At 59.2% G+C, this 20,415-nt stretch carries 19 protein-coding genes and 1 tRNA gene; 13 read left to right on the top strand and 7 right to left on the bottom strand.

Translation table 11 applies throughout. The features are described from left to right. The gene (locus tag AB433_RS02430) at positions 1-1,425 is read left to right on the top strand and encodes an efflux transporter outer membrane subunit (RefSeq protein WP_047819772.1); all 1,425 of its coding nucleotides are present in this window, start codon (positions 1-3) and stop codon (positions 1,423-1,425) included. Positions 1,426-1,478: 53 nt separating this feature from the next. On the opposite strand, the gene AB433_RS02425 is transcribed toward AB433_RS02430, so the two are convergent. Further along, positions 1,479-2,321, bottom strand: coding sequence for a LysR family transcriptional regulator (locus AB433_RS02425; protein ID WP_047819771.1), 843 nt, complete (start codon positions 2,319-2,321; stop codon positions 1,479-1,481). A 256-nt stretch (positions 2,322-2,577) separates the two neighbouring features. Here AB433_RS02425 and AB433_RS02420 point away from each other — a divergent pair, with 256 nt between their 5' ends. From AB433_RS02420 to AB433_RS02405, 4 genes are all read left to right on the top strand, one after another. Continuing rightward, positions 2,578-3,444, top strand: a complete 867-nt coding sequence (locus tag AB433_RS02420) for a mechanosensitive ion channel family protein (protein ID WP_218916912.1) — start codon at positions 2,578-2,580, stop codon at positions 3,442-3,444. Next, positions 3,441-6,707 carry an ATP-binding protein gene (locus AB433_RS02415; protein WP_053058944.1) on the top strand — a complete coding sequence of 1,089 codons (3,267 nt, stop codon included), beginning with the start codon at positions 3,441-3,443 and terminating at the stop codon, positions 6,705-6,707. The genes AB433_RS02420 and AB433_RS02415 overlap by 4 nt, the downstream gene beginning before the upstream one ends. A gap of 2 nt (positions 6,708-6,709) precedes the next feature. Further along, positions 6,710-7,630 (top strand): mechanosensitive ion channel family protein, encoded by a 921-nt coding sequence (locus AB433_RS02410; protein WP_047819769.1) that lies wholly within the window; start codon positions 6,710-6,712, stop codon positions 7,628-7,630. A gap of 151 nt (positions 7,631-7,781) precedes the next feature. Then, a complete protein-coding gene (locus tag AB433_RS02405) occupies positions 7,782-7,937 on the top strand; it encodes a hypothetical protein (protein WP_047823134.1) in 156 nt (51 codons plus the stop codon). Positions 7,938-8,058: 121 nt separating this feature from the next. On the opposite strand, the gene AB433_RS02400 is transcribed toward AB433_RS02405, so the two are convergent. After that, on the bottom strand, positions 8,059-9,309 hold the full coding sequence (locus AB433_RS02400) for a site-specific integrase (protein WP_245626561.1): 1,251 nt from the start codon (positions 9,307-9,309) through the stop codon (positions 8,059-8,061). A gap of 367 nt (positions 9,310-9,676) precedes the next feature. Between AB433_RS02400 and yghU the strand changes: the two genes are divergently transcribed. Beyond that, complete coding sequence (gene yghU, locus AB433_RS02395; RefSeq protein WP_047819767.1) at positions 9,677-10,519, top strand: glutathione-dependent disulfide-bond oxidoreductase; 843 nt, start codon at positions 9,677-9,679, stop codon at positions 10,517-10,519. Between the two features lie 22 nt (positions 10,520-10,541). Here the strand turns inward: yghU and dcd are convergent, their stop codons facing one another. From dcd to mobA, 4 genes are all read right to left on the bottom strand, one after another. Continuing rightward, a complete protein-coding gene (dcd, locus tag AB433_RS02390) occupies positions 10,542-11,096 on the bottom strand; it encodes a dCTP deaminase (protein WP_047823132.1) in 555 nt (184 codons plus the stop codon). A gap of 112 nt (positions 11,097-11,208) precedes the next feature. Then, the gene (locus AB433_RS02385) at positions 11,209-11,898 is read right to left on the bottom strand and encodes a glycoside hydrolase family 25 protein (protein ID WP_047819766.1); all 690 of its coding nucleotides are present in this window, start codon (positions 11,896-11,898) and stop codon (positions 11,209-11,211) included. A 25-nt stretch (positions 11,899-11,923) separates the two neighbouring features. After that, entirely contained in the window at positions 11,924-12,406 is a 483-nt protein-coding gene (locus tag AB433_RS02380; RefSeq protein WP_047819765.1) for a UPF0262 family protein, read from the bottom strand. A 49-nt stretch (positions 12,407-12,455) separates the two neighbouring features. Next, positions 12,456-13,001, bottom strand: a complete 546-nt coding sequence (gene mobA, locus AB433_RS02375; protein WP_047819764.1) for a molybdenum cofactor guanylyltransferase — start codon at positions 12,999-13,001, stop codon at positions 12,456-12,458. Positions 13,002-13,166: 165 nt separating this feature from the next. Between mobA and AB433_RS02370 the strand changes: the two genes are divergently transcribed. After that, complete coding sequence (locus AB433_RS02370) at positions 13,167-13,838, top strand: glutathione S-transferase family protein (RefSeq protein WP_047819763.1); 672 nt, start codon at positions 13,167-13,169, stop codon at positions 13,836-13,838. Positions 13,839-13,840: 2 nt separating this feature from the next. Here the strand turns inward: AB433_RS02370 and AB433_RS02365 are convergent, their stop codons facing one another. Next, complete coding sequence (locus AB433_RS02365; RefSeq protein WP_047819762.1) at positions 13,841-14,788, bottom strand: complex I NDUFA9 subunit family protein; 948 nt, start codon at positions 14,786-14,788, stop codon at positions 13,841-13,843. Positions 14,789-14,999: 211 nt separating this feature from the next. Here AB433_RS02365 and AB433_RS02360 point away from each other — a divergent pair. The 6 genes from AB433_RS02360 (at position 15,000) to AB433_RS02330 (ending at position 19,967) form a co-directional block, all read left to right on the top strand. After that, a tRNA-Leu gene (locus AB433_RS02360) sits at positions 15,000-15,086 on the top strand. 177 nt (positions 15,087-15,263) lie between these two features. Further along, complete coding sequence (locus AB433_RS02355; protein ID WP_047819761.1) at positions 15,264-16,481, top strand: tyrosine-type recombinase/integrase; 1,218 nt, start codon at positions 15,264-15,266, stop codon at positions 16,479-16,481. A 193-nt stretch (positions 16,482-16,674) separates the two neighbouring features. Beyond that, positions 16,675-17,846 (top strand): IS3 family transposase gene (locus tag AB433_RS02345; protein ID WP_156170623.1). Its coding sequence is split into 2 segments (ribosomal slippage): positions 16,675-16,927 and positions 16,927-17,846, totalling 1,173 coding nucleotides; the frame shifts between segments, so codons are not numbered across the junction. A 700-nt stretch (positions 17,847-18,546) separates the two neighbouring features. Continuing rightward, positions 18,547-18,945, top strand: coding sequence for a single-stranded DNA-binding protein (locus tag AB433_RS02340; RefSeq protein WP_047819760.1), 399 nt, complete (start codon positions 18,547-18,549; stop codon positions 18,943-18,945). 123 nt (positions 18,946-19,068) lie between these two features. Then, complete coding sequence (locus AB433_RS02335) at positions 19,069-19,506, top strand: hypothetical protein (RefSeq protein WP_047819759.1); 438 nt, start codon at positions 19,069-19,071, stop codon at positions 19,504-19,506. A 239-nt stretch (positions 19,507-19,745) separates the two neighbouring features. After that, complete coding sequence (locus tag AB433_RS02330; protein WP_047819758.1) at positions 19,746-19,967, top strand: hypothetical protein; 222 nt, start codon at positions 19,746-19,748, stop codon at positions 19,965-19,967. Positions 19,968-20,415 lie beyond the last annotated feature (448 nt).

Below are 20,415 nucleotides of genomic sequence, written 5' to 3'. Positions count from 1 at the left end.
TTGCGCAATTTAAAGCTGCTCGCCGCCACTGCGCTGCCCCTGGTATTGGCAGCCTGCAACATGGCGCCCAAATATGTGAGGCCCGACCTGCCAGTGCCTGCAATGAATACCGCAGTCGGTCTGTCCGGGCCGCCAGACGGCACAACTGCCGGACCCGCAACTGTATCGGCCGAAACCGCATGGCGGGACTTCCTCATCGATCCGCATCTGGCAAGCGTCGTCCAGACAGCTTTGGACAACAATCGCGATCTTCGCATCGCTCTCGCCAATATCGAGCAGGCACGCGCGCAATATCAGGTGCAGCGCGCAAGTCGCCTGCCTTCGGTTGGTGTCACCGGGAGCGTAGCCTATCAGGATCAGCCATTCGCGGATAGCACTGCTGGCGGAGTGTCGGGTCGGACCGACACCTATTCGGCTTCGGTGGGTGTGTCTGCCTGGGAGGTAGATTTGTTCGGCAGAGTCCGAAACATGTCATCGGCAGCCCAACAGGAATTTTTCGCCAGTGTCGAGAACCGGAGCGCGGCGCAGACCGCACTGATCGCCGAAGTGGCGACGGCATGGCTGACAATGGCGGCGGATCAGGAACGGCTCCGAATTGCGCGCGATATGAAAGAGGCATTTGGACAAACGCTGGAGTTGACAAGGGCTCGATTCACAAAGGGTATCGCATCGGCACTCGAAGTGCGTCAGGCACAAACCAGCTACGACCAGGCACGATCGGATATCGCCGCAGCGACAACACGCGTTGCACAGGACAGAAATGCACTCAATCTACTAGCGGGAGTTGTCCTTCAACCCCACGACCTGCCGTCCGGGTTCCCGGAAACGGATGTTACACTTACAAACTTGCCGGCCGAACTCCCATCGACGATGTTGTTGAACCGTCCGGACATTGCCGCCGCCGAACACCGCCTTCGCGCCGCGAACGCCAATATCGGTGCAGCCCGTGCGGCATTCTTTCCGCGTATTTCGCTAACCGCCGCGCTGGGCACGATGAGCATTGGTCTTTCAAACCTGTTCGCTTCCGGCAGCGATTACTGGGCGGTCACACCTTCCGCCAATCTGCCCATATTCGATTTTGGCCGAAACTCGGGCAATCTTCGCTATGCGCAGGCTACCTACGACGCGATGGTGGCCACCTATGAAAAAAGTGTCCAAACAGGGTTCAGGGAGGTCGCAGACGCGCTTGCAAGACGAGCAACGATGGCGGAGGAACTCGAAGCACAGGGCTCGCTGCGAGACGCGGCTAGATCCGCCTACAGGCTCTCCGATGCGCGATTTCGCACTGGTGTCGATGATTTTCTGGTCACGCTAGATTCCCAGCGCTTGGTTTATAGCGCCGAACAGTCATTCGTTACCGCCAAGTTCAACCGCGCCACCAACATGGTCGAATTATACCGCGCCATTGGCGGCGGGCTGAGGTAATTGAGATTGGCTCACCCCCCGCTTGGCAATTTAGCACAAGTGAGAAAGCCGCATCATTCTGCGCAGATCCGGGAGTTTTTGAGACTTTCGAGCAGCGCCGTGAGCAAGCTTTCATCCATATCCCTTCGCCAGCAAGCATAGGCCGGGAAATGAAATCTAGGAGCATGATTAACCCGGCTTAGTTCTCCTGCCTCGATCCGGCTCGCGACCGAACGGGCGGGCATGTACCCTGCCATCGCATGCTTCACCAGCCAATCTGCCGAACGCTCCCCCAGGTCGAGAAGCAGGCCGGATTCCGGTGCCAGATCAAGACGCGATGCAATCTCCACGCCGAGATCCCGTCCCCATTCGATCCGGACATAATCCTTCCTCCATGTGTCAGACGATCCTGCAGTCACAAGAATCAGTTCGTCTTCAAACAAAGGCATCGAACCAATGTCGGGGCGGAATACCGGATCATAGAGCAACACGAAGTCGAGGAAGCCCTCGGCCAAATCGCGGTTCAATCGTGCAGAGGCACCACTGGTCACTCGCCAGGCCACATCCGGCAGCGATCCGCGTGTTTGGGCAAGCCAATCCAGCAAACCGTCGTTCCACAAGACATACTGTGCACCAAACGATAGGGAGCACCTGAAGCGTTCAGGCAGCCCCACTTCGTGCCTCGCAATGTCAATGGCGCGAACGGCCTGAGACGCAGGCCCGAGCAGTTTTCGTCCGGCCAGCGTCAACCGACAACCGCGCTTGTCACGCTCGAAAAGAACCACGCCAAGCCGGTGCTCAAGCTGTTTGATCCGCTCAGTGACGGTTGACGGGCTGACATGGACGCGTTGTGCCGCGGCGGTGAAACTTCCCGTGTCGGCGGCCGCCAGGAACGTGCTGAGGGAGGAGATATCCATTTAATTTGAATTTCACGAATTTATCATTCAATCAATTCGAATTTACGGGATGAAAATCAGATTGTAAAATTCGCCAGTAACCTGCCTGACCGATAACCTCCGACGGCACCTGTCCTTTTTGCCATCCAGCACGCGGATTGTGCCCTGACGCGGTCCTGGGGTTGGACTTGCGAGCCGAGCCGACAATTCCGTCGCTTGCCCATCCAGACGAAATGTCACGCTTGAAAGGTCGCGTATGTTGCCAGCCCCGGATAAATTGCTCCCGCTGACCTCCATCGCTTCCTACACCCCTTCGATCCTGCTGTTGCTGGCTCTGCTGGCCGGCATCCTTATACTGCGGGGTCTGGCGGTTCGCTCGATTGAAGATGTGTCGGCACGCTATCGCGTCCGCAAGGCAATTGGCTATCTGGGGTATATCCTGTTCTTCGTTGTCCTGTTGAGCATGTTCAGCTCACGGGTCGCTCAGTTCTCAGTCGTGATCGGCGCGGTAGGCGCAGGTGTGGCCTTCGCCTTGCAGGAAGTCATCGCCAGCGTTGCCGGTTGGGTCGCGCTCTCTTTCGGCAGCTTCTACAAACCCGGTGATCGCGTGCAGCTTGGCGGCATCAAGGGAGATGTGATCGATATCGGTATCCTGCGTACCACGCTGATGGAACTTGGAGGCTGGGTAAACGGGGACCAGTACAACGGTCGCATCGTACGGATCGCCAACAGTTACGTGTTCAAGCAACCCGTCTTTAACTACTCCGGCGAATTTCCGTTTTTGTGGGACGAATTCACGATACCGGTGCGATACGGATCGAACTGGAAAGTGGCACAGAGAATGATCGAAGATGCCGTGTCCGACCAGGTCGAGGATTTCACTCACCGCTCCCGAGACATTTGGCACAACGTTGCACGCCATTTCATGATCGAACAGGCCCGCGTTGAACCCATGGTCACACTGTCTGCGACTGACAACTGGATCGAGTTTACGGTGCGCTACATCGTCGATTACAAGGCTCGCCGCTCAACCAAGGATGCCATCATGCGAAAAATCCTGGAAGCGGTCGATAGAAGCGGAGGGAAGGTACAGTTGGCCAGCACCACAATAGAACTCGTCAACCAAATCCAGAAAGAAGCATGAATCGCAAAACCATTGTCAGTTGCCTGTTCTTCGCGCTTTCACTTTGTGGCGTCCAGGACGCGATCGCTCAAGCCCCATCGCCCGACACGCCTCCAGCAACCGTCAGTCGGACCAGCGCGGAAGCTTCCGAAAGCCCGGTCGCGCGTCAGGCCAAGGCCATCGAACAACTCGTGGAAGGCGATCTCCCCGCCGATGTGGATGCAAACAGCCTTTTCCAATCAAGCCTGGACAATGTCACATTCAAATCGGTGATCGCCATGATCGGCGACAAGACTTTGTTCGACAAGGCGAAAGCCGATCCCGCAGTCCTCGCGCCGCTCAATATCGATCATGCCCGCCTTGCCATTGCTCAGGCGAGCTTCCTGCGGTTACCCCAATCCCGGCAAACAGAATTGCTGCGCAGGCACGCGGCAAAGGTTCAGACTCAGCAAGAGAAACTTAGAGAAGATTCCGAAACGGAGCGCTTGCGCGAGCGGATCTCGTCATTGGAGGCGTTCCTCAGCGGCAAACCCGCCCCCGGCGATACGCTTACGATCGACCTCGCAAATAGCCTTGCCGAGCTGGAAAGCACCTCATCCGAGGCTCAGGTCAAGAATCCAGATTCTCCGGCAGGATTGCAGGCCCGGCTAGCGCAATTGCAGCGCCAGGTAATCGCCTTGCCTCCGGATCAACTTTCGAACCTCCTGGTTTCAAGTGGCATTGGTGTGACGCCATCAAATGCCGTTCTGGCAGCAGAAGGAGAAATGCGCGCCGCCGCCGAGTTGGCACAGCAGGCAGAAAACGAAAGCGAACGGATCATAGCGACCGAGCGCACGAAACTCTATGCCGTCAGGGCTGCTCAAGCTCGCTTCTCTGGTGTGCTGAGCCAGGTCGAGGCAAGACCCGAGCAAATACAGAATGACGCCCTGGCCTGGCGCCGTAAGGTGAAGGATATAGCTTCCACTGCCAGAAACAGCACAGCGCAAGCCGATTCATTGTACGAGCAATTGGTCAGCTATTTGCAAGACGTTCGGGGTCAGTTGCGGGGCGCGCTCAGCTCCCGAAATGTAAAACGTGACACATCAATAGACCCGCCTCCGCTTGATGATGCACTGACCCAAGGCCTTGTCGCCGCGCCCGAACTGATCCGGTTAAGGCACGAGCTTGTAGAAAACGCCGCGACCCTCGCGGACAGGCAAGCAACCGCAACGTCGAGGGAAAAGACCGCGCTTCGTGATGCGATGGTACTCGTCAACGCATCGCGTCTCGAACTCATCGACCATCTAAGCAGCAGCAAACGCTCCGCAGTCCTCGGTTTCGGTAGCGAAGGCATTGCACAGGTAAGCCGCGAACTGGCCCAAATCACGCTCGATTTGCGCTATCAGGCGTCAGACTGGCGAAACAATCTCGACGAAGCGCTGGCCCCCTTCAGGCAGCCCACTCCCTCGATGGTATTCTCGCTTTTTGCTATCCTGCTCCTCACCATCATCTTCCGCTGGTGGCGACAGCACGGCATCTCCATCCTGCTCACAACCGAAACGGCCCTACGACGGCGCAACGCACCTACTCTTGCCAGCGCCTTCCAGGTTACGATCGTAAACTATGTACGACGGGTTGGCGCCCCGCTCGACTGGATGGTCTACATCCTGATGCTGCGCTGGCTTCTGCCGGCGACCATTCACCCCGCTGGGCTATCCTATGTCTGGATAATCGTAATCTTTTCGATCGGTGCCTGGCTCATAGCGCGTCTTGCAAATGAGCTTGTACGCGGCGGCCGCAGCGAAGATCCACGCGCCAACTTGCGCCTTAAATCTCTCGGTTTGGTCGTTGGCGTAGCGCTTGCCGTACTTCTGGCACTTGCGCTGGCGCGCGAAAGTGTTGGTGAAGGGGCTATATATCACTGGATCCTCAGCTTCTGCTGGCTACTGGCGATCCCGGTAACGTTGATACTGTCCCACTGGTGGCGGGATAGAATTGTAGCACTCTGCGGTGTCACTGCCGGGCGCAGTGCGCTCCTGGGCTGGATTGCACGGGACCCGGCGGGTATTCTGGGCCTCATCGGCAGAGTTTTTGCCGGCACGGTTCTGCTCATCAATGGTGCGCGTCTGGCCATAGCCAGGCGGATCAGCGATTTCGCCCTGGTTCACGAGCTGTTCGAACAACGCAACCGGATGGTGGCTGCCCAGCGTGTTGCCCAAGACAAGGCAAGCGGAAAATATCGTCGCTTACCCGCCGAAAAGATGGACGTGCTCGCCCCGCACCGAGCGCCCTTGCAGGCATCGCGTGTTAACGGACCGAGCATTCCTTATGCATCTGAAGAACTTCGCGGCGGGACCATCGCGGCAATCGTCGGAGAGCGCGGACTGGGCAAGAGTGCCGCGCTACAAGCCTTGAAGGAATCTCACGCGACAAAGACCGAACGGGTGTTCTCAATCAGGGTCGATGCCCGCGGGTTTGAGGGCGTGCTGGCCGATCTGTCCGCATCCCTCACGCCCGACACAAGGCCTCAGAGCGAGGACGCCATTGTGCAGGCCATTTGCAAGCGTGATGATCCGCGCCATCTCTTTATCGAGATTGACGATGTCCAACGCCTGGTCATCCCCGCGATTGGTGGCCTTCGAGACCTGGACAGGTTGGTCGCCTTCGCACGATGTTGTGGGGAAGGCTGTGTGTGGGTGATGTCGATTGGAGCGCCCGCGTGGAACTACATTTCGCGCGCGCGCTTCGATCGCGTGCTGTTCGATCAGATCCGGCACCTTGACCGATGGTCGTCCAAAGACCTTCGAACCCTTCTTGAACGTCGCTCCAAACAGGCGGAAATAGAGGCGGACTTCAGTGACCTCGCCGAAATGGGCGGATATCAATTCGATAGCGATCTTACACCCGAACAGCGCAAAGAGGCGGCCTTTTTCGACCGGCTGAACGAATACGCCAATGGCAATCCTGCGATTGCATTGGAGTTCTGGCGGCGTTCGCTATTCATTGACTCTGCTGCTGGCAAGGTTGTGGTGCGTACGTTCGCGACACCCGATATCCAGGCGTTACAGCGTCTGCCAGATGCCGCCATGTTCGTATTGCGGGCTATACTGCAAATGGACCATGCGCAGCAGTCCGCAATCGAGCGAAGCACTGATCTTCCGTCAATCATTGTAGTCGATGCCCTGCGTGGACTGGAACGTATTGGGGTTATTGCCCGCGATGGTGACGGCTACCGAATTACAATGTTCTGGTGGGCCGAAGCAGTGCGTGTCCTGATGCGCCAAAACCTGATCGTGAGGTTCTGACCATGGGGAAAGCTATCCGTTTAAACGCGATATTCGCCAGCGTGATTGTCGCCCTTGCCGCTGCGTCACCCGCTTTTGCCCAAAGTGAGGTGGGTGCAGATACGATCAGCAAGCTCGGCGGCGTGATCCGATGGAGCGGTGTAATTACATCCTTCCTGGTCATCGCAGGTGCATGGGCGTTGCTGCGCATACTGGACCGCTTCGTTCATGGGTTCAGCAGCGAGTTTTCGTCCCGTCGGCTGACGCTTCAGAAGCTCTCTACGCTCGCGCAATTCGTCATTTACATCGTGACGACCGCTATTGTCCTGCTCCTCTCATTCCGGCTCGACGATACGGCGCTGGCATTGATCGGGGGCACACTTGCCGTTGCCGTGGGCTTTGCGATGAAGGATCTCGTTGCGTCCTTCATCGCTGGCCTGATCGTTATGCTCGACCGACCCTTCCAGGTCGGAGATCGCGTAACCTTCGGCGGCGAGTATGGAGACATCACGGCAATCGGCCTCAGATCCGTACGCATGCAAACACTTGACGACAACACGATCACCATCCCAAACAGCAAGTTCCTGAGTGATATCACCTCATCGGGCAACTATGGCGCGCTCGATATGCAGGTTGTGATGGATTTCTACATCGCGCCGGGTCTGGATATCGATCTCGCAAGGAGCATTGTGAACGAAGCCGCACTATCCAGCCGCTACGTTTTTCTGGCTAAGCCCATCGTAGTACTCGTCACACAGTGGATGTCCGACACGATGAGCGGCGTGAGATTGAGGCTCAAAGCCTATGTCCTGGATACCAGACATGAAAAGGCCTTCGAGACCGATGTAAATCTGCGCGTCCTGAAGGCCTTCAGGGCCGCCGAAATACATGCCCCAGGTCTTGTGCTATCAGGTCTCTCGGAAAAGACCTCAAGCTCTCGATAGATAATCCGGCAATTGACCGCTGCCGCTTGACGTGTTCGGCTGTTGAGTTCGTTTGCAATCACGTCAGCATGCAGTAGCATCGTGCTGGTGTTGGGCGATGACCAGATCGAAACGGAAGTTGAAGCAGACCGATTGGTCGAGGTGAAAGACGATGCGCAAGGCTAGGGCAAAGACCTACAAGAGTGAGGCGATGGCCGCTGTCCACGAGATGATGGAAGGCTTGTCCGACGAGGGCACCATGCGCGATTTCGACGAGGCCTGCCTTGCGCCAGCGCCCGTTCTGTCGCCCGACACGGAAACAGCCTGAAGGACGAGAGCACTCGCCGCTGAAGGCAGCAGCCTAAATGCGCTAGGTGGAGATGGTGTCGGCAGCCCACCTCAGCATCAAGACGGATTTTAACGGCAAATTTTCAGACGGGCGGTCCAAGTCAATCACCCTCGTTGAGCAGTTCGGCAATATGTCCGGAAACAGCAGTTGCTGCGGCTCGCAACGGCTCGTCGATATGAATGTATCTCTGCGTAATGCCGCGAGACGCATGCCCTAACAAAGCCGCGATCGTCAGTTCGGAATACCCCAGGCCCCCGGCAACGCTTGCAAACGTATGCCTGAGTACATGCGGCGTGACATTTTCAAGCTCCGCCCGAGCGCAAATCCGATCCAGAACCCGAACCACTCCGATAAAGTGCCCATCACCCCAGTCGGCAGGGAAGAAATATTTCGAGCCGTCATTCGGCTGATCGAGAAGCAATTTCTGAGCGGACTCGCCAATCACCCTGCGCTGCGCACCAGTTTTTGTCGTGGCAAAATGAATGGCATGCTCTTCCTCAAGCAACCAGCTCCGTTCGAGGCTGAGCGCTTCAAGCCGGCGGAAGCCAGTCAGCAGCGACAGCCGGATTACGGCAATTCCTTTGGGATGTTCGAATTCAGCTTCTGCTTCACGCAGTGCTGTTCCGAGCGAACGGATTTCGGCTTGGGACAACCAGCGCATTTTTGGACTGCTCGCCAGACGTCTGATGCCGCGGGCAGGGTTTTTCTCGATTTCCCCCAGCCGCACAGCATGTTCAAGGATCGCATGAAGCGTGGACATGGAGCGCGAGGCAACACCTTCGCCACCTGTGGTGACGCCACCTCGACTACCTTTGCGAGGTTTGGCTGTAGCGCCTGCTGCAATTTCCGCTTGGGCTGCCTCAATGTCGCCAAGTCTAAGCCGCTCAATCACGCGGTCCCCTAGAAGCGGGCGGATATGAGCTTCGATGCGGCTGCGATCCATCGCAAGCGTCGACGACTTGATTGGTCGCCGACTACGTCCAATAATCTTTCCGGCTGCGGCTCGCTCCAGATACCAGTCACATATCTCATTGATGGTGTAGTTACTCTGGCTTTCTGCCTCAGCAAGAGGGTCCGTACCTTTCGCGACATCGCCAAGAAATGCCTTTGCATATCGCCTTGCTTCCTCAGCGGTCATAAGGCCGAAGCGACCAATCACTTTCCGCCGGGTGCGCCCCTCAGGTGTGCGGTACTGCACAACAAAGCTCTTCGTACCCTGCGAACCGAGACTAACGCCGAATCCGCGCAGTTCGCTATCCCATACAATCTGATTAGAACCTTTGACCCGATCTTTCGAGCGTTTCAGACCTTCGACGAGCGTTTTCGAGATTTTTGGCATGATATCAACCACCTTGTCATCCGTCCCGATCTACTGCTTACTTTTCGGGAAAAATTACCCTCAATGCTTACTTTGTAAGGCTTTCAGGGTCAATTCTGGCGAAATTTAGAGTGGCATGGCGAAGATATATACACAATATTATTATGTCATTACAGGTATTTATCGTGTGTTTTCGCGCAATCGGAAAGAGTAGCGAAAAGCCGTCGGGCGAATTGCCAAGGTTGGGGTCGAGGGTTCGAATCCCTTCGCCCGCTCCAGTTTCTCGCAAAATTCAGGCTGTCCTGCGGGCACCGACGCGTTGCGCCGACACGCGGTGGCAATCTCGCGAGCACGTCCTATCTGTTGCACCAAGCCAATTCCGGCAGCGACAGGACTTGCCATGACCGAACAGTATACACCGCCCGAAGTCTGGACCTATGACGATCAGAGCTCTGGCGAGTGGACCAGCATAAACCGGCCCACCGCCGGTGCCCGGTCCGAAAAGGACCTGCCGGTCGGCCAACATCCGTTTCAGCTCTATTCGCTGGGCACGCCGAACGGCCAGAAAGTCGGCATCTTGTTCGAAGAACTGCTGGCCGCAGGCCATGCCGGGGCCGAATACGATGCATGGCTGATCAACATCGGAGAGAAGGACCAGTTCACCTCCGGCTTTGTCGGGATCAATCCAAATTCGAAAATCCCGGCGCTGGTCGACCGCAGCGGGGCCGAAGCGGTGCGCGTATTCGAATCGGGCGCGATCCTGATCCACCTTGCCGAGAAGTTCGGCGCTTTCCTGCCATCGGGCGGGGCGGAGCGGGCAGAGGTGCTGTCATGGCTGATGTGGCAGATGGGCAGCGCGCCGTTCCTGGGCGGCGGGTTCGGGCATTTCTACGCCTATGCGCCCTATCCGATCGAATATGCGATTGATCGCTATGCGATGGAAACGAAGCGTCAGCTGGATGTGCTGGACCAGAATCTGGCGAACCGTGAATTCGTTGCGGGCGATGACTATTCAATCGCGGACATGGCGATCTGGCCTTGGTACGGACAACTCGCGCTAGACAAGTCGTACAAGAACGCGGGCACATTCTTGTCGGTCCACGAATACACGAACCTGCAACGCTGGGCCAAGGCGGTCGGCGATCGCATGCCGGTTCAGCGCGGCACCAAAGTCAATGCCCGCGAAGGCGGCATCACAGAACGCCACTCTGCCGCAGACCTCGACGCGTTGTTCGTCGACTGATCCGGTATGGTGACGCTGCCCGCTATAGCTTCGGCAGCGTCACGCCGCGCTGGCCCATGTACTTGCCTGCGCGGTCGGCATAGCTGACCTCGCACGGCTCGTTCCCTTTCAGGAACAGGAATTGGCACGCGCCTTCGTTGGCATAGATCTTGGCGGGCAGCGGCGTGGTGTTGGAAAATTCCAGCGTGACGTGCCCTTCCCAGCCGGGTTCCAGCGGGGTGACGTTCACGATGATGCCGCACCGGGCATAGGTGCTCTTGCCAAGGCAGATCACCAGCACGTCGCGCGGCACGCGGAAATATTCGACCGTGCGGGCCAGTGCGAAACTGTTGGGCGGGATGATGCAGCAATCGGTCTTCTTGTCGACGAAGCTGTTGCTGGCGAAATCCTTGGGATCGACAATAGCGCTGTCGATGTTGGTGAAAATCTTGAACTCGTCCGCCACGCGCGCGTCATAGCCGTAGGACGACAGGCCATAGGATATGCAACCGTCGCGCTTCTGAGCCTCGACGAAGGGCTCGATCATACCCTGATTCTGCGCCTGTTCGCGGATCCACTTGTCGGAAAGAATCGCCATTGCCTTGCCCGGTCCTCCTTGGTGCGGGTTTCCTTGCCCAATCGGCGGAACGTCCCGCAAGGGCGCGGGGGCAATCTGGTGGGGATTAACTTGGCGGGTGCGGATTAACCGCTTAGGGCCGCGCCACGACCCATGCGACCGAGCCGCCAACGACGCCGGTGCGCAGATCGGTATTCGCGGTCCACAACGCCCAAGGACGCCCGGCATAGCCCGGCGCGATCCAGTTGCGGGTCAGCCAAAGCTCACGCTCGGCCCGGCTGCCGAAGTGGTACTCCTCCTCAAACCGCTCGCTCGGCGCAAGGATGGCGCGCATCCCGGCGTGGCTCTCGATCTGGTTGAGGAACACGACGAGTTCCGATTCGACCTCTGCGGGGCGCACGCGGCGAGGGCAGTCCTCCCCCGATTTGTCGAGATAGACGGCGGGCGGCAGCAGGTCCGCATCGCGGGCGACCAGCGTGACGAAGTTGGCCGATTGCTCGTCCGCGCGGCGGCAAGGATCGTAGATATGAACTGCGCCCGCCTGCAATCCGGCCTGCCGCGCGGCTTCCACCGTCGCCGAAAAATCGGCGTTCTGTCCCTTCGCACCCAGACTTGCGGTCACATAGACGAACCGCGCGCCGAGTTCGGGCAGCGCCGGAACCACCTTGACATCGCCGTCCGACAGCCATGCCCCCTGCAAAGGATAGTCGGCCACATCGGGTGTCCAGTGCGCCTGTTTCCACCAGATCGTCCCGACGATGGCGAGCACCACGGCGGCGAAAACCAGCCAGAGGCGTGGGCGCGCCAGCCGGATTCGCGGCATGCGCAATCGGGGCAGTGCCATCGGATCAGCCCCGGATGTGCAGCACGCAGATCAGCGTGAACAGCCGCCGCGCGGTCGGGAAATCGGTCTCTACCTTGCCATCCAGCCGTTCCAGCAACAGTTCCGCCGCGTTGTTGTGAACCCCGCGCCGGGCCATGTCGATCGTCTCGATCTCTTGCGGGCTGGCCTTGCGAATTGCCTGGTAATAGCTGTCGCATATCGCGAAATACTCGCGGATCGGGCGGCGAAAGCGGGCAAGGCCCAGCAACAGTTCTTCCAGCCGATTGCCCGATTCGTCATCGATGGCGATCGACAGCCGTCCATCGACCACCGACAGGGTCAGCTTGTACGGCCCTTCATGCCCAGCCCCGAAGGCGCGCATCGGCTTGAAGGTGTTCTCCTCGATCAGGTCGAAGATCGCGATGCGCCGTTCCTGCTCGATATCGGGGTTCCGCCACAGGATCGTCGCTTCGTCCAGCGCGATATCGATGATGCGGGGGTCGGCCATAGTCGGCACTGCCATTGCAAATGCGAAGGACCGGCACAAGCCGCCAAAATCAGCTACGCCTTTGGTCCTCGGCCAGCCGTGCCAGATCCTCGGGCGTGTTCACATTGGCTGGCGGGGCGTCCAGTTCGACCAGCCGCGCCCCGGTCCGCTCTGCAAAGTGGAGCATCGAACGGCGCTCACCCCCGGTCAGGATCTCGGCCAGAACGTCCAGCGTGGCAACCGGCCACAGCCCGACAACCGGCTGCGCGGCGAGGCAGGCCGGACCGGGCGAGAGGCGGGCCAGCAAGTCCTCCGGCAGGCCAAGGCTATCGACCCCGCAGGCCAGAACGGCGCCGAACCCCGCTTCGCGCGCATGGCGCAAGGCCCCGGCCAATCCCCCCAAAGGCCCCAGCCCAGCCTCCGGCCAGTCGGCCACCGCTCCTTCAAGGTCCGCCCTGCCCGCGATCACGACATCGCCGCATAGCGCGATCAGGGTCGCCCGCGCACGATCCAGCAACGTCGCTCCATCCAGCACCGCCAAAGCCTTGTCGCTGCCGAACCGCGTCGACGCGCCGCCCCCCAGTACGCAGCCCAAAATCGCCTCATCTCGGTTCATCGCTCCATTCATCGTCGAAATCCCTCGATTATCGGCGCATGGCCCGGATCGTCTGTTGACGTAGGGGGCGCGGTTGCGTCAATCGGTTTGATCGAAGGCGCATGGGGGTGCGCCACACGTGGGGCATCTTTGCGCCCTCTGGGGAAAGGCAGGCAATTCAAGGCCATGTGGCGGCTCTATCAGTTTCCGCTCTGTCCGTTCAGCCGCAAGCTGCGCCTGCTGCTTGCGGAAAAAGGCGTGTCTTTCGAACTCGTGCGCGAAAACCCATGGGAAATGCGCGACGAATTCTTCCTGATGAACCCCACCGGACGCACCCCGGCGATCCGCGACGATGCGAAGAACATCACCCTGTCGGACAGCAGGGCCATCGGCGAGTATTTCGAGGAGACGATCCCGAAGAATCCGATGATCAACGGCACCGCATCGAACCGGGCGGAGATTCGCCGGCTGGTCGCCTTGTTTGACGAGAATTTCTATGGCGACGTCACCGGTCCGCTGCTGATGGAACGCTATACGAAGCGGGTCGTGCACCGGCAGGCACCGAATTCGACCGCGCTGCGCAATGCCATGCGGCTGGCGGACGAGCATCTTGATTATGTCGACTACCTGATCGACCATCGCCCTTGGCTGGCGGGCGCGACTATGAGCTTGGCCGACCTTGCCGCCGCCGCGCAGATTTCGGTCGCCGATTACCTTGGCGGCATCGACTGGTCGGGCCACGAACAGGCGCGCGGCTGGTATTCGGTTTTTAAAAGCAGGCCGAGCTTTCAGCCGCTTCTGGCCGACCGGATGGAGGGCGTTGCGCCCCCCAAGCACTATTCGGACATCAACGCGTAAGGTTACGCGTTCGATTCGTGGAAGCGTCCGTGCTTTTGGTACCGGACCATCCAGCGATCGAGGAACAGGTCCAGTGGCTTTGGCGTGATGCCCAGCTTGGCCAGACCCGGCTTGTCGCCACGGGCCACATTGCCCTGCTCCAGCATCGCGTACTGGTCCGCCGTGATCGGCGCGCCGGGTAGCCAGCCGGTGAGCGACGCGATCGTCCGCCCGACGAAATCGGGCAGCGGCAGGAACATGCGCGACCGGTCCTGCGCCTTGGCGATCCGCTCATTCAGGTCCAGCATCGTCACCACGTCCGGCCCGGCCAGTTCATAGGTCTTGCCCGCCAGCGACGCATCTTCCAGCACCGCGATCACCGCATCAGCCACATCGTCGACATGCACCGGTTGCAACTTCGCCTCTGGCGCGAACACGGGCATCGCGGGGATCGAGGAAATCAGGTTCGCAAACATGTTCACGAACTGGTCGTCCTCACCGAAGAGGATAGAAGGGCGCAGGATCGTCGCGCCCGGAAATGCCTCTGCCACGGCCACTTCGCCGCGGCCCTTGCTGCTCTGATAGGCAAGTTCCGATTCGGAATCGGCCCCGATGGCAGAGACATGGACAAAGGCGCTCGCCCCCGCCTCTTTTGCCAGTTCCGCGACTTTGCCCGCGCCGCTGCCCTGCACCGCATCCAGATCGCCGTCGAACGCGCCGACTAAATTCACCACCGCGTCCGCCCCGGCGACAACCGCGCGAACCGTTTCGGGCTTGCGCACATCGACACTGGCAAACTGTAACTGGCCCAGATTGGCCAGCGGCTTCAGGTGCCAGCTCTTCTTCGGATCGCGGCTTGCCACCCGCAAACGCGCGCCTTTGGCGAGCAGGTTCTGGGCCACGCGAGATCCAAGGAACCCGCTGCCGCCGATGAGAGTGACGAGCTTTCCGGCCAGAGCGGAGGAAGCCATGTCGTGCCCTTTCGAGGTCGCTAGAATACCGATGCATGGCCACGCCTGCAGCCACCGGCCCCGCGTTTGGCACGCACACCGCGCCCGCGCAACCAAAGATGCGGCAGCCGCGCGAACGAACTTGTCGCATTCCCATTGACAAGGCCCCGCACCCCCGTCTATCGGCGCGCTCCTACCCGCACGGCGACACACGGATCGCCGGTGCATGTGTGCCCAGATGGCGGAATTGGTAGACGCACCGTCTTCAGGTGGCGGCGCTCGCAAGGGCGTGGAGGTTCGAGTCCTCTTCTGGGCACCATTTGTTCTCATCAGAACGTTCCAAAACATTGCGAAAACGGCGGAATTCTGCCATTCTTGACCTCTAGCGCAGAAAGCGAGGTCTTGTTTTGTTCCGCTTTGTTCCAACGCCTCTGGGGGCCTCGGTTGGGGGCTCCAGCTCAAAAGCCCCCAAATCGCACGAAAGTGAGGCCCCCAAATGAGCCTCAATGTGCAGGAAATCAAAGGCTTCCGAGCTGCCGACAAGTCGTACAAGAAATACGACTCGCGTGGGCTGCTGCTTCTGGTGAAGCCGAACGGCTCCAAGCTCTGGTATTTCAAGTACCGCTTTGGCGGGAAGGAAAAGAAGCTGCCCATCGGCGCGTTCCCTGAGATTAGCTTGTCGCAAGCGCGCCAGCTCCGCGACCGAGCACGGCTCAAGGTTTCCGATGGCATCGATCCGATGCTGGAGCGCAAGCGCAAGAAGGCCAGGATCAAGCTAGGTGCGGAGAACACCTTCGAGGTCATCGCCAACAAGTACATCGATGAGAAGATGGTGCCCGAAGGCAGGGCAGAAGCCACGCTGCGCAAGGCCCGCTGGTTCCTCGACCTGCTCAAGCCCGCGATCGGCAATATGCCAATCAACGATGTCGATCCGCAGTTGATGCTGGCGGCGCTCAAGAAGCTCGAAGCCAAAGGTAATCTCGAAACTGCGAAGAAATGCCGATCCTTCGCAAGCCGGGTGTTCCGGTATGGGGCCGCGCTTGGCCAGTGCCAAACCGATCCAACCTCGATCCTGCAAGGCGCACTGGTGACACCAAGAGCACGGCATTACGCGGCGATCCTCGAGCCGGAGAAGTTGGGCGGGCTCCTTCGTGCTATCGATGATTTCGAATGCTACCCGGCTACGAAATTCGCTTTGAAGATCGCACCGCATGTTTTTGTGCGCCCCGGCGAGCTTCGCCACGGCGAGTGGCACGAGATTGACTGGGACAAAGCCACCTGGACAATTCCGGAAGGCAAGATGAAGGCGCGCCGGGCCCATGTAGTGCCGCTATCACGCCAGGTGTTGGAACTGTTTCGCGAGCTGAGATCGATTACCGGCAGCAAGGGCTACATCTTCCCAGCGTTCCATACGAGCCAACGTCCCATGAGCGAGAACACGGTCAATGCAGCATTTCGTCGCATGGGCTTCACCAAGGACGAAGTGACAGCACATGGTCTGCGTTCGACTGCATCGACCATGCTCAACGAGAGCGGACTTTGGCACCCCGACGCGATCGAGCGCGCTTTGGCTCACGGAGATAGCAACGCGATTCGAGGGGTCTACAATCGCGGGAACTACTGGGATGAACGCGTAAAGATGGCTCAGTGGTGGAGCGACTACCTCGATGCACTTCGGCAAGGTCGTACGCTTTATGTCTCACCATCGGCTTGAGGAATTCCGGTAATGCTACGGCGATCAACCTCTATGACCTTCTTCAAATCGGCCAGATGGGTCTTTGTGAAATAGATCGTTTCGTCATTTTGCGCCAAGATTACCTCAAGCTCTTCGCCATCCAGATTGACGTGACCCCCTGATTTTCCTCCAATTTGGATTAGAGTCCGGCCCTTACAGAAGGACGGACGAGATGAAGAGAACGAGGTTTTCCGAAGAGCAGATCATCGGTGTGCTGAAGGAGGCTGAGGCGGGTGCGAAGACCGCTGACCTGGCCCGGCGACACGGAGTGTCGGAAGCGACGATCTACAACTGGAAGTCGAAGTATGGCGGGCTGGAGGTGTCCGATGCCCGCCGACTGAAGGAGCTCGAGAGCGAGAACGCGAAGCTGAAGCGGTTGCTCGCCGATGCCATGTTGGACCAGGCCGCGTTGAAGGATCTTCTGGCAAAAAAGTTCTGACGCCCGCCGCCAAGCGGGAAGCTGTCGCTCATCTCCAGGCCTGCCACGGGATGAGCGAGCGGCGGGCGTGCCGTGTCATCGATGCTGATCGCAAGAGCGTGCGTTACCGTTCCACCCGGGACGATGACGCCGATCTGCGTGAGAAGCTGCGCGAGCTGGCCAACCAGCGTCGGCGGTTCGGCTATCGCCGTCTGCACATCCTGCTGCGCCGGGAGGGGATCATGATCAACCGGAAGAAGACCCAGAGGCTCTACCGTGAGGAAGGGTTGGCGGTCAGACGACGACGCAGTCGCAGGCGTGCTGTGGGCACGAGAGCACCTGCTCCGGTGCTGGCGCTGCCGAACCAGCGCTGGAGCCTGGACTTTGTTCACGACCAGATGGCTTCGGGAAGACGATTCCGGGTGCTCAACGTGGTCGATGATGTGACGAGGGAGTGCCTGGCAGCGGTGCCGGATACGTCGATCTCCGGGCGCCGTGTCGTGCGCGAACTGACTGAGCTGATCGCGCAGCGTGGCAAGCCCGGCATGATCGTCAGCGACAATGGCACCGAGCTCACCAGCAATGCGGTGCTGGCATGGTGTGGGGAGATCGGTGTGGAGTGGCATTACATCGCACCGGGAAGGCCAATGCAAAACGCTTACGTCGAGAGCTTTAATGGCCGCATGCGGGACGAACTGCTCAATGAGACTTTGTTCCTCAGCATGGCTCACGCCCGCGTCGAGATCGCTGCCTGGGTGGAGGACTACAACCGGGAGAGGCCGCATTCTTCCCTCGACTACGACACCCCGGCGGCGTTCGCCGCCAAACTGGATAAGCAATGGCCAGCTTCGCTACGCCCTACGGGCTCCGCTACGCAGCCCATTGCTTCAACCGCGCTCATGCGCAACAACGCGGTCCGGCTCTAATCCCAGCTGGGGGAAAGCTGGGGGTCACGTCAATCGGCATCAAATTGCCCCCTTCACAATTACTCTGCCGACAGCCCGGTTAAGAGTCGATAACTATAGCATAATCTTCTTAGGAAAATTCTCGATTGTTTCACAAGCTTCGTTAGCTGAGCTGCGACGGGAGAGTTCCAAATTAACGCCACCTTCAATGTCTCGCCACCTTCCTTGGAAGTTCGAAAGACCGCCACATAGTGGTCAGAAACCTGTGCTCGTACCAAGGTCAGTTGGTAAGTACCCGCAACATCAAATGAATCCAGCAGCGCCTAAATTAGCAGTTAGGGGAGAAGTCCACCCTTGACCTCGATGTGGCGTTCGAAAACGAGGAAAATGGGGAGCAGCGCGCAACTTCATGGATCTCCTGGCGACATCGGCAGGCGAAGGTGAAGTCTGATTAGAAGTGCCGGTCACGGCACCTTCAGACCCGCACCCGATACCCATCCGGCCTTTGTCGCGAACAGTCCTGAATCAGGTCAGCTGAGGACAGCAACCCGTTCCTTTCCGGCCGTGTTGTCGCGCTTCGCGCGCCTGCCCGCACCACCCGTCATGAACAGGTTTCCCTTGGAGCTTTGCTCCTGCGGTGCAGTCCTCCCATGCCCTGCTTCTTCTGGATGTTCGCAAGCCGGAGATGGTCTCCGGTTTGAGGAACTGAAGGACTACCATCATGACCAATATCGCAATCCTCACCGGCCGCATCGCTCGCGATCCCGACACCCGCGAGACCAAGGGCGGCACCAATGTCACCGGGATCACTGTCGTCACCGATCGCCCCGCACGCGACAAGGATGGCAAGACCTACAAGGACGAGAACGGCTACACCGCCAAGGAAAGCGAGTTCCACCGGGTGACCTGCTTCAACGGCCTCGCCAAGACCGTCGGCCAGTACTGCACCAAGGGTCAGCTCGTCAGCGTCCAGGGACGTATCCACTACACCCAGTGGGAGGACAAGGACGGGGTAACGCGCTACGGCACCGAGATCCTCGCCGACAAGGTCGACTTCCTCTCGCGTGGCAACGGCTCTGGCGACGAGAACGACAACCAAGACGCTCCCGAGATCGACTGACCTCTCACGTCCATCTCGCTCCCGAAGGGGTCCCGTCCCAGGCGGACAGGGCCCCTTTCTGGCGAAGGAAGCGCCCGAGATCTTTCAGTAATCGTTTGCAAAAGCGGTGCTACGAACAGCGCCATGACTGACCATGCGACCGCTTGCTATCCGGGTGAGGCCGCGACTGCTGCCGAGGTGGTGGCGCTTGCCGATGAGTATCGGATCGCGGCCCACCTTCTCGTGCAGAATGGACGGTCCGGAGAACCCAGGTCGCGGTCACCGTTTCGCATGGTCGCAATCCACGCGGTCGAACTATACCTGAACGCATTCCTTCTCCACTCAGGTCACAGCGCGGGCCAGGTCCGGGGGCTCCAGCACAACCTCGCGGCAAGGGCGGACCTAGCGGTGCAGCTTGGGCTGGTGCTGCGGAAGCGGACGCGGGAACACCTGCACGCCATGTCGCAGTCACGCGAATTCCTTGTGACGCGCTACGTGCCGAGCGGGACCAGCCTATCGGAAATCAATCGGCTGCAGGCGACGCTGACAGAAGTCGCACAGAAGGTCTCGGCAGCGATCTAGCTCGGGACCAGAGGGGAGGGGGGCCTGTCTCACGTTCTCCCATTCTGATGGCCGTGCAACCGGCGCGTCAAGGACGGCAGGGTCCCACCATTTTGCCGCCCCTTCGCTGCGCTACGGTCCGACAAAATCGTTACCCCTACCGCCGCTTCGCGGTCGCCCTTCGGGGCGATCCCTGACGCGCCGGCCGCACGACCATCCGTCCTGCTCCTGCCGTCAACGGCAGACATCAGGAGGATACAATGGCTTCAATTGCTCGGATAAATTCGAACTCAGAACGTTACTTTGCCGCGCTGGCAGTGGCAGAGCTGCGAGCGCTGCACAGCTTCTTCGATCAGCACATCGTTGAGGACCGCGAACTGGGCTACTTTGCTCTGGATGAAGGCGACTACAACGCACTTCCGGCGCACCTTGCAGCGTGCGTTGTGCACACGGTGCATGGGGCAATGCTCGATGAGTTCTGACCGGACAAGCAGGGCAGGGACCGGGAACGGTTCCTGCCCCTTTCTTTTCGTTCGCAGGGGTTGAGTTCCTGCCAAGACAGGCGGCTGGGCAACTCCACTTTGGAGCCGCAACACGCTCCTGAAACTCCCGCGCAGTTTGGCGTTCTCAAATGGCTATTGGTTACCAAACTGGTCCCCAATGAGAACAAACTGGTTTGTTTGCATCTTGCCCTCAAGCCCGGTTTGGGCTAGAAAATCCGCGTGAAACCAGTGCCTTTTCCGACATTGAACGGTCGGGGCGGTGGTGGATCAGACCATGTACAATTGGGGAACAACTTCGTGCACACCGTACGCAGCGGTAGCTGCATGAAATGTCAAAAAAGCGAGAAGAAACAGAGATATTGCTTGCTCAAAGGGATGAGCAATCAAGTGGTAGCCAAGGCACAGGAGTATCCCGTCGCAGGCAGTC

The organism is Croceicoccus naphthovorans (genome assembly GCF_001028705.1).
GTDB lineage: Bacteria > Pseudomonadota > Alphaproteobacteria > Sphingomonadales > Sphingomonadaceae > Croceicoccus > Croceicoccus naphthovorans.
The sequence above is the reverse complement of the archived record's forward strand: the minus strand, read 5'-3'. Positions and strand labels throughout refer to the sequence as shown.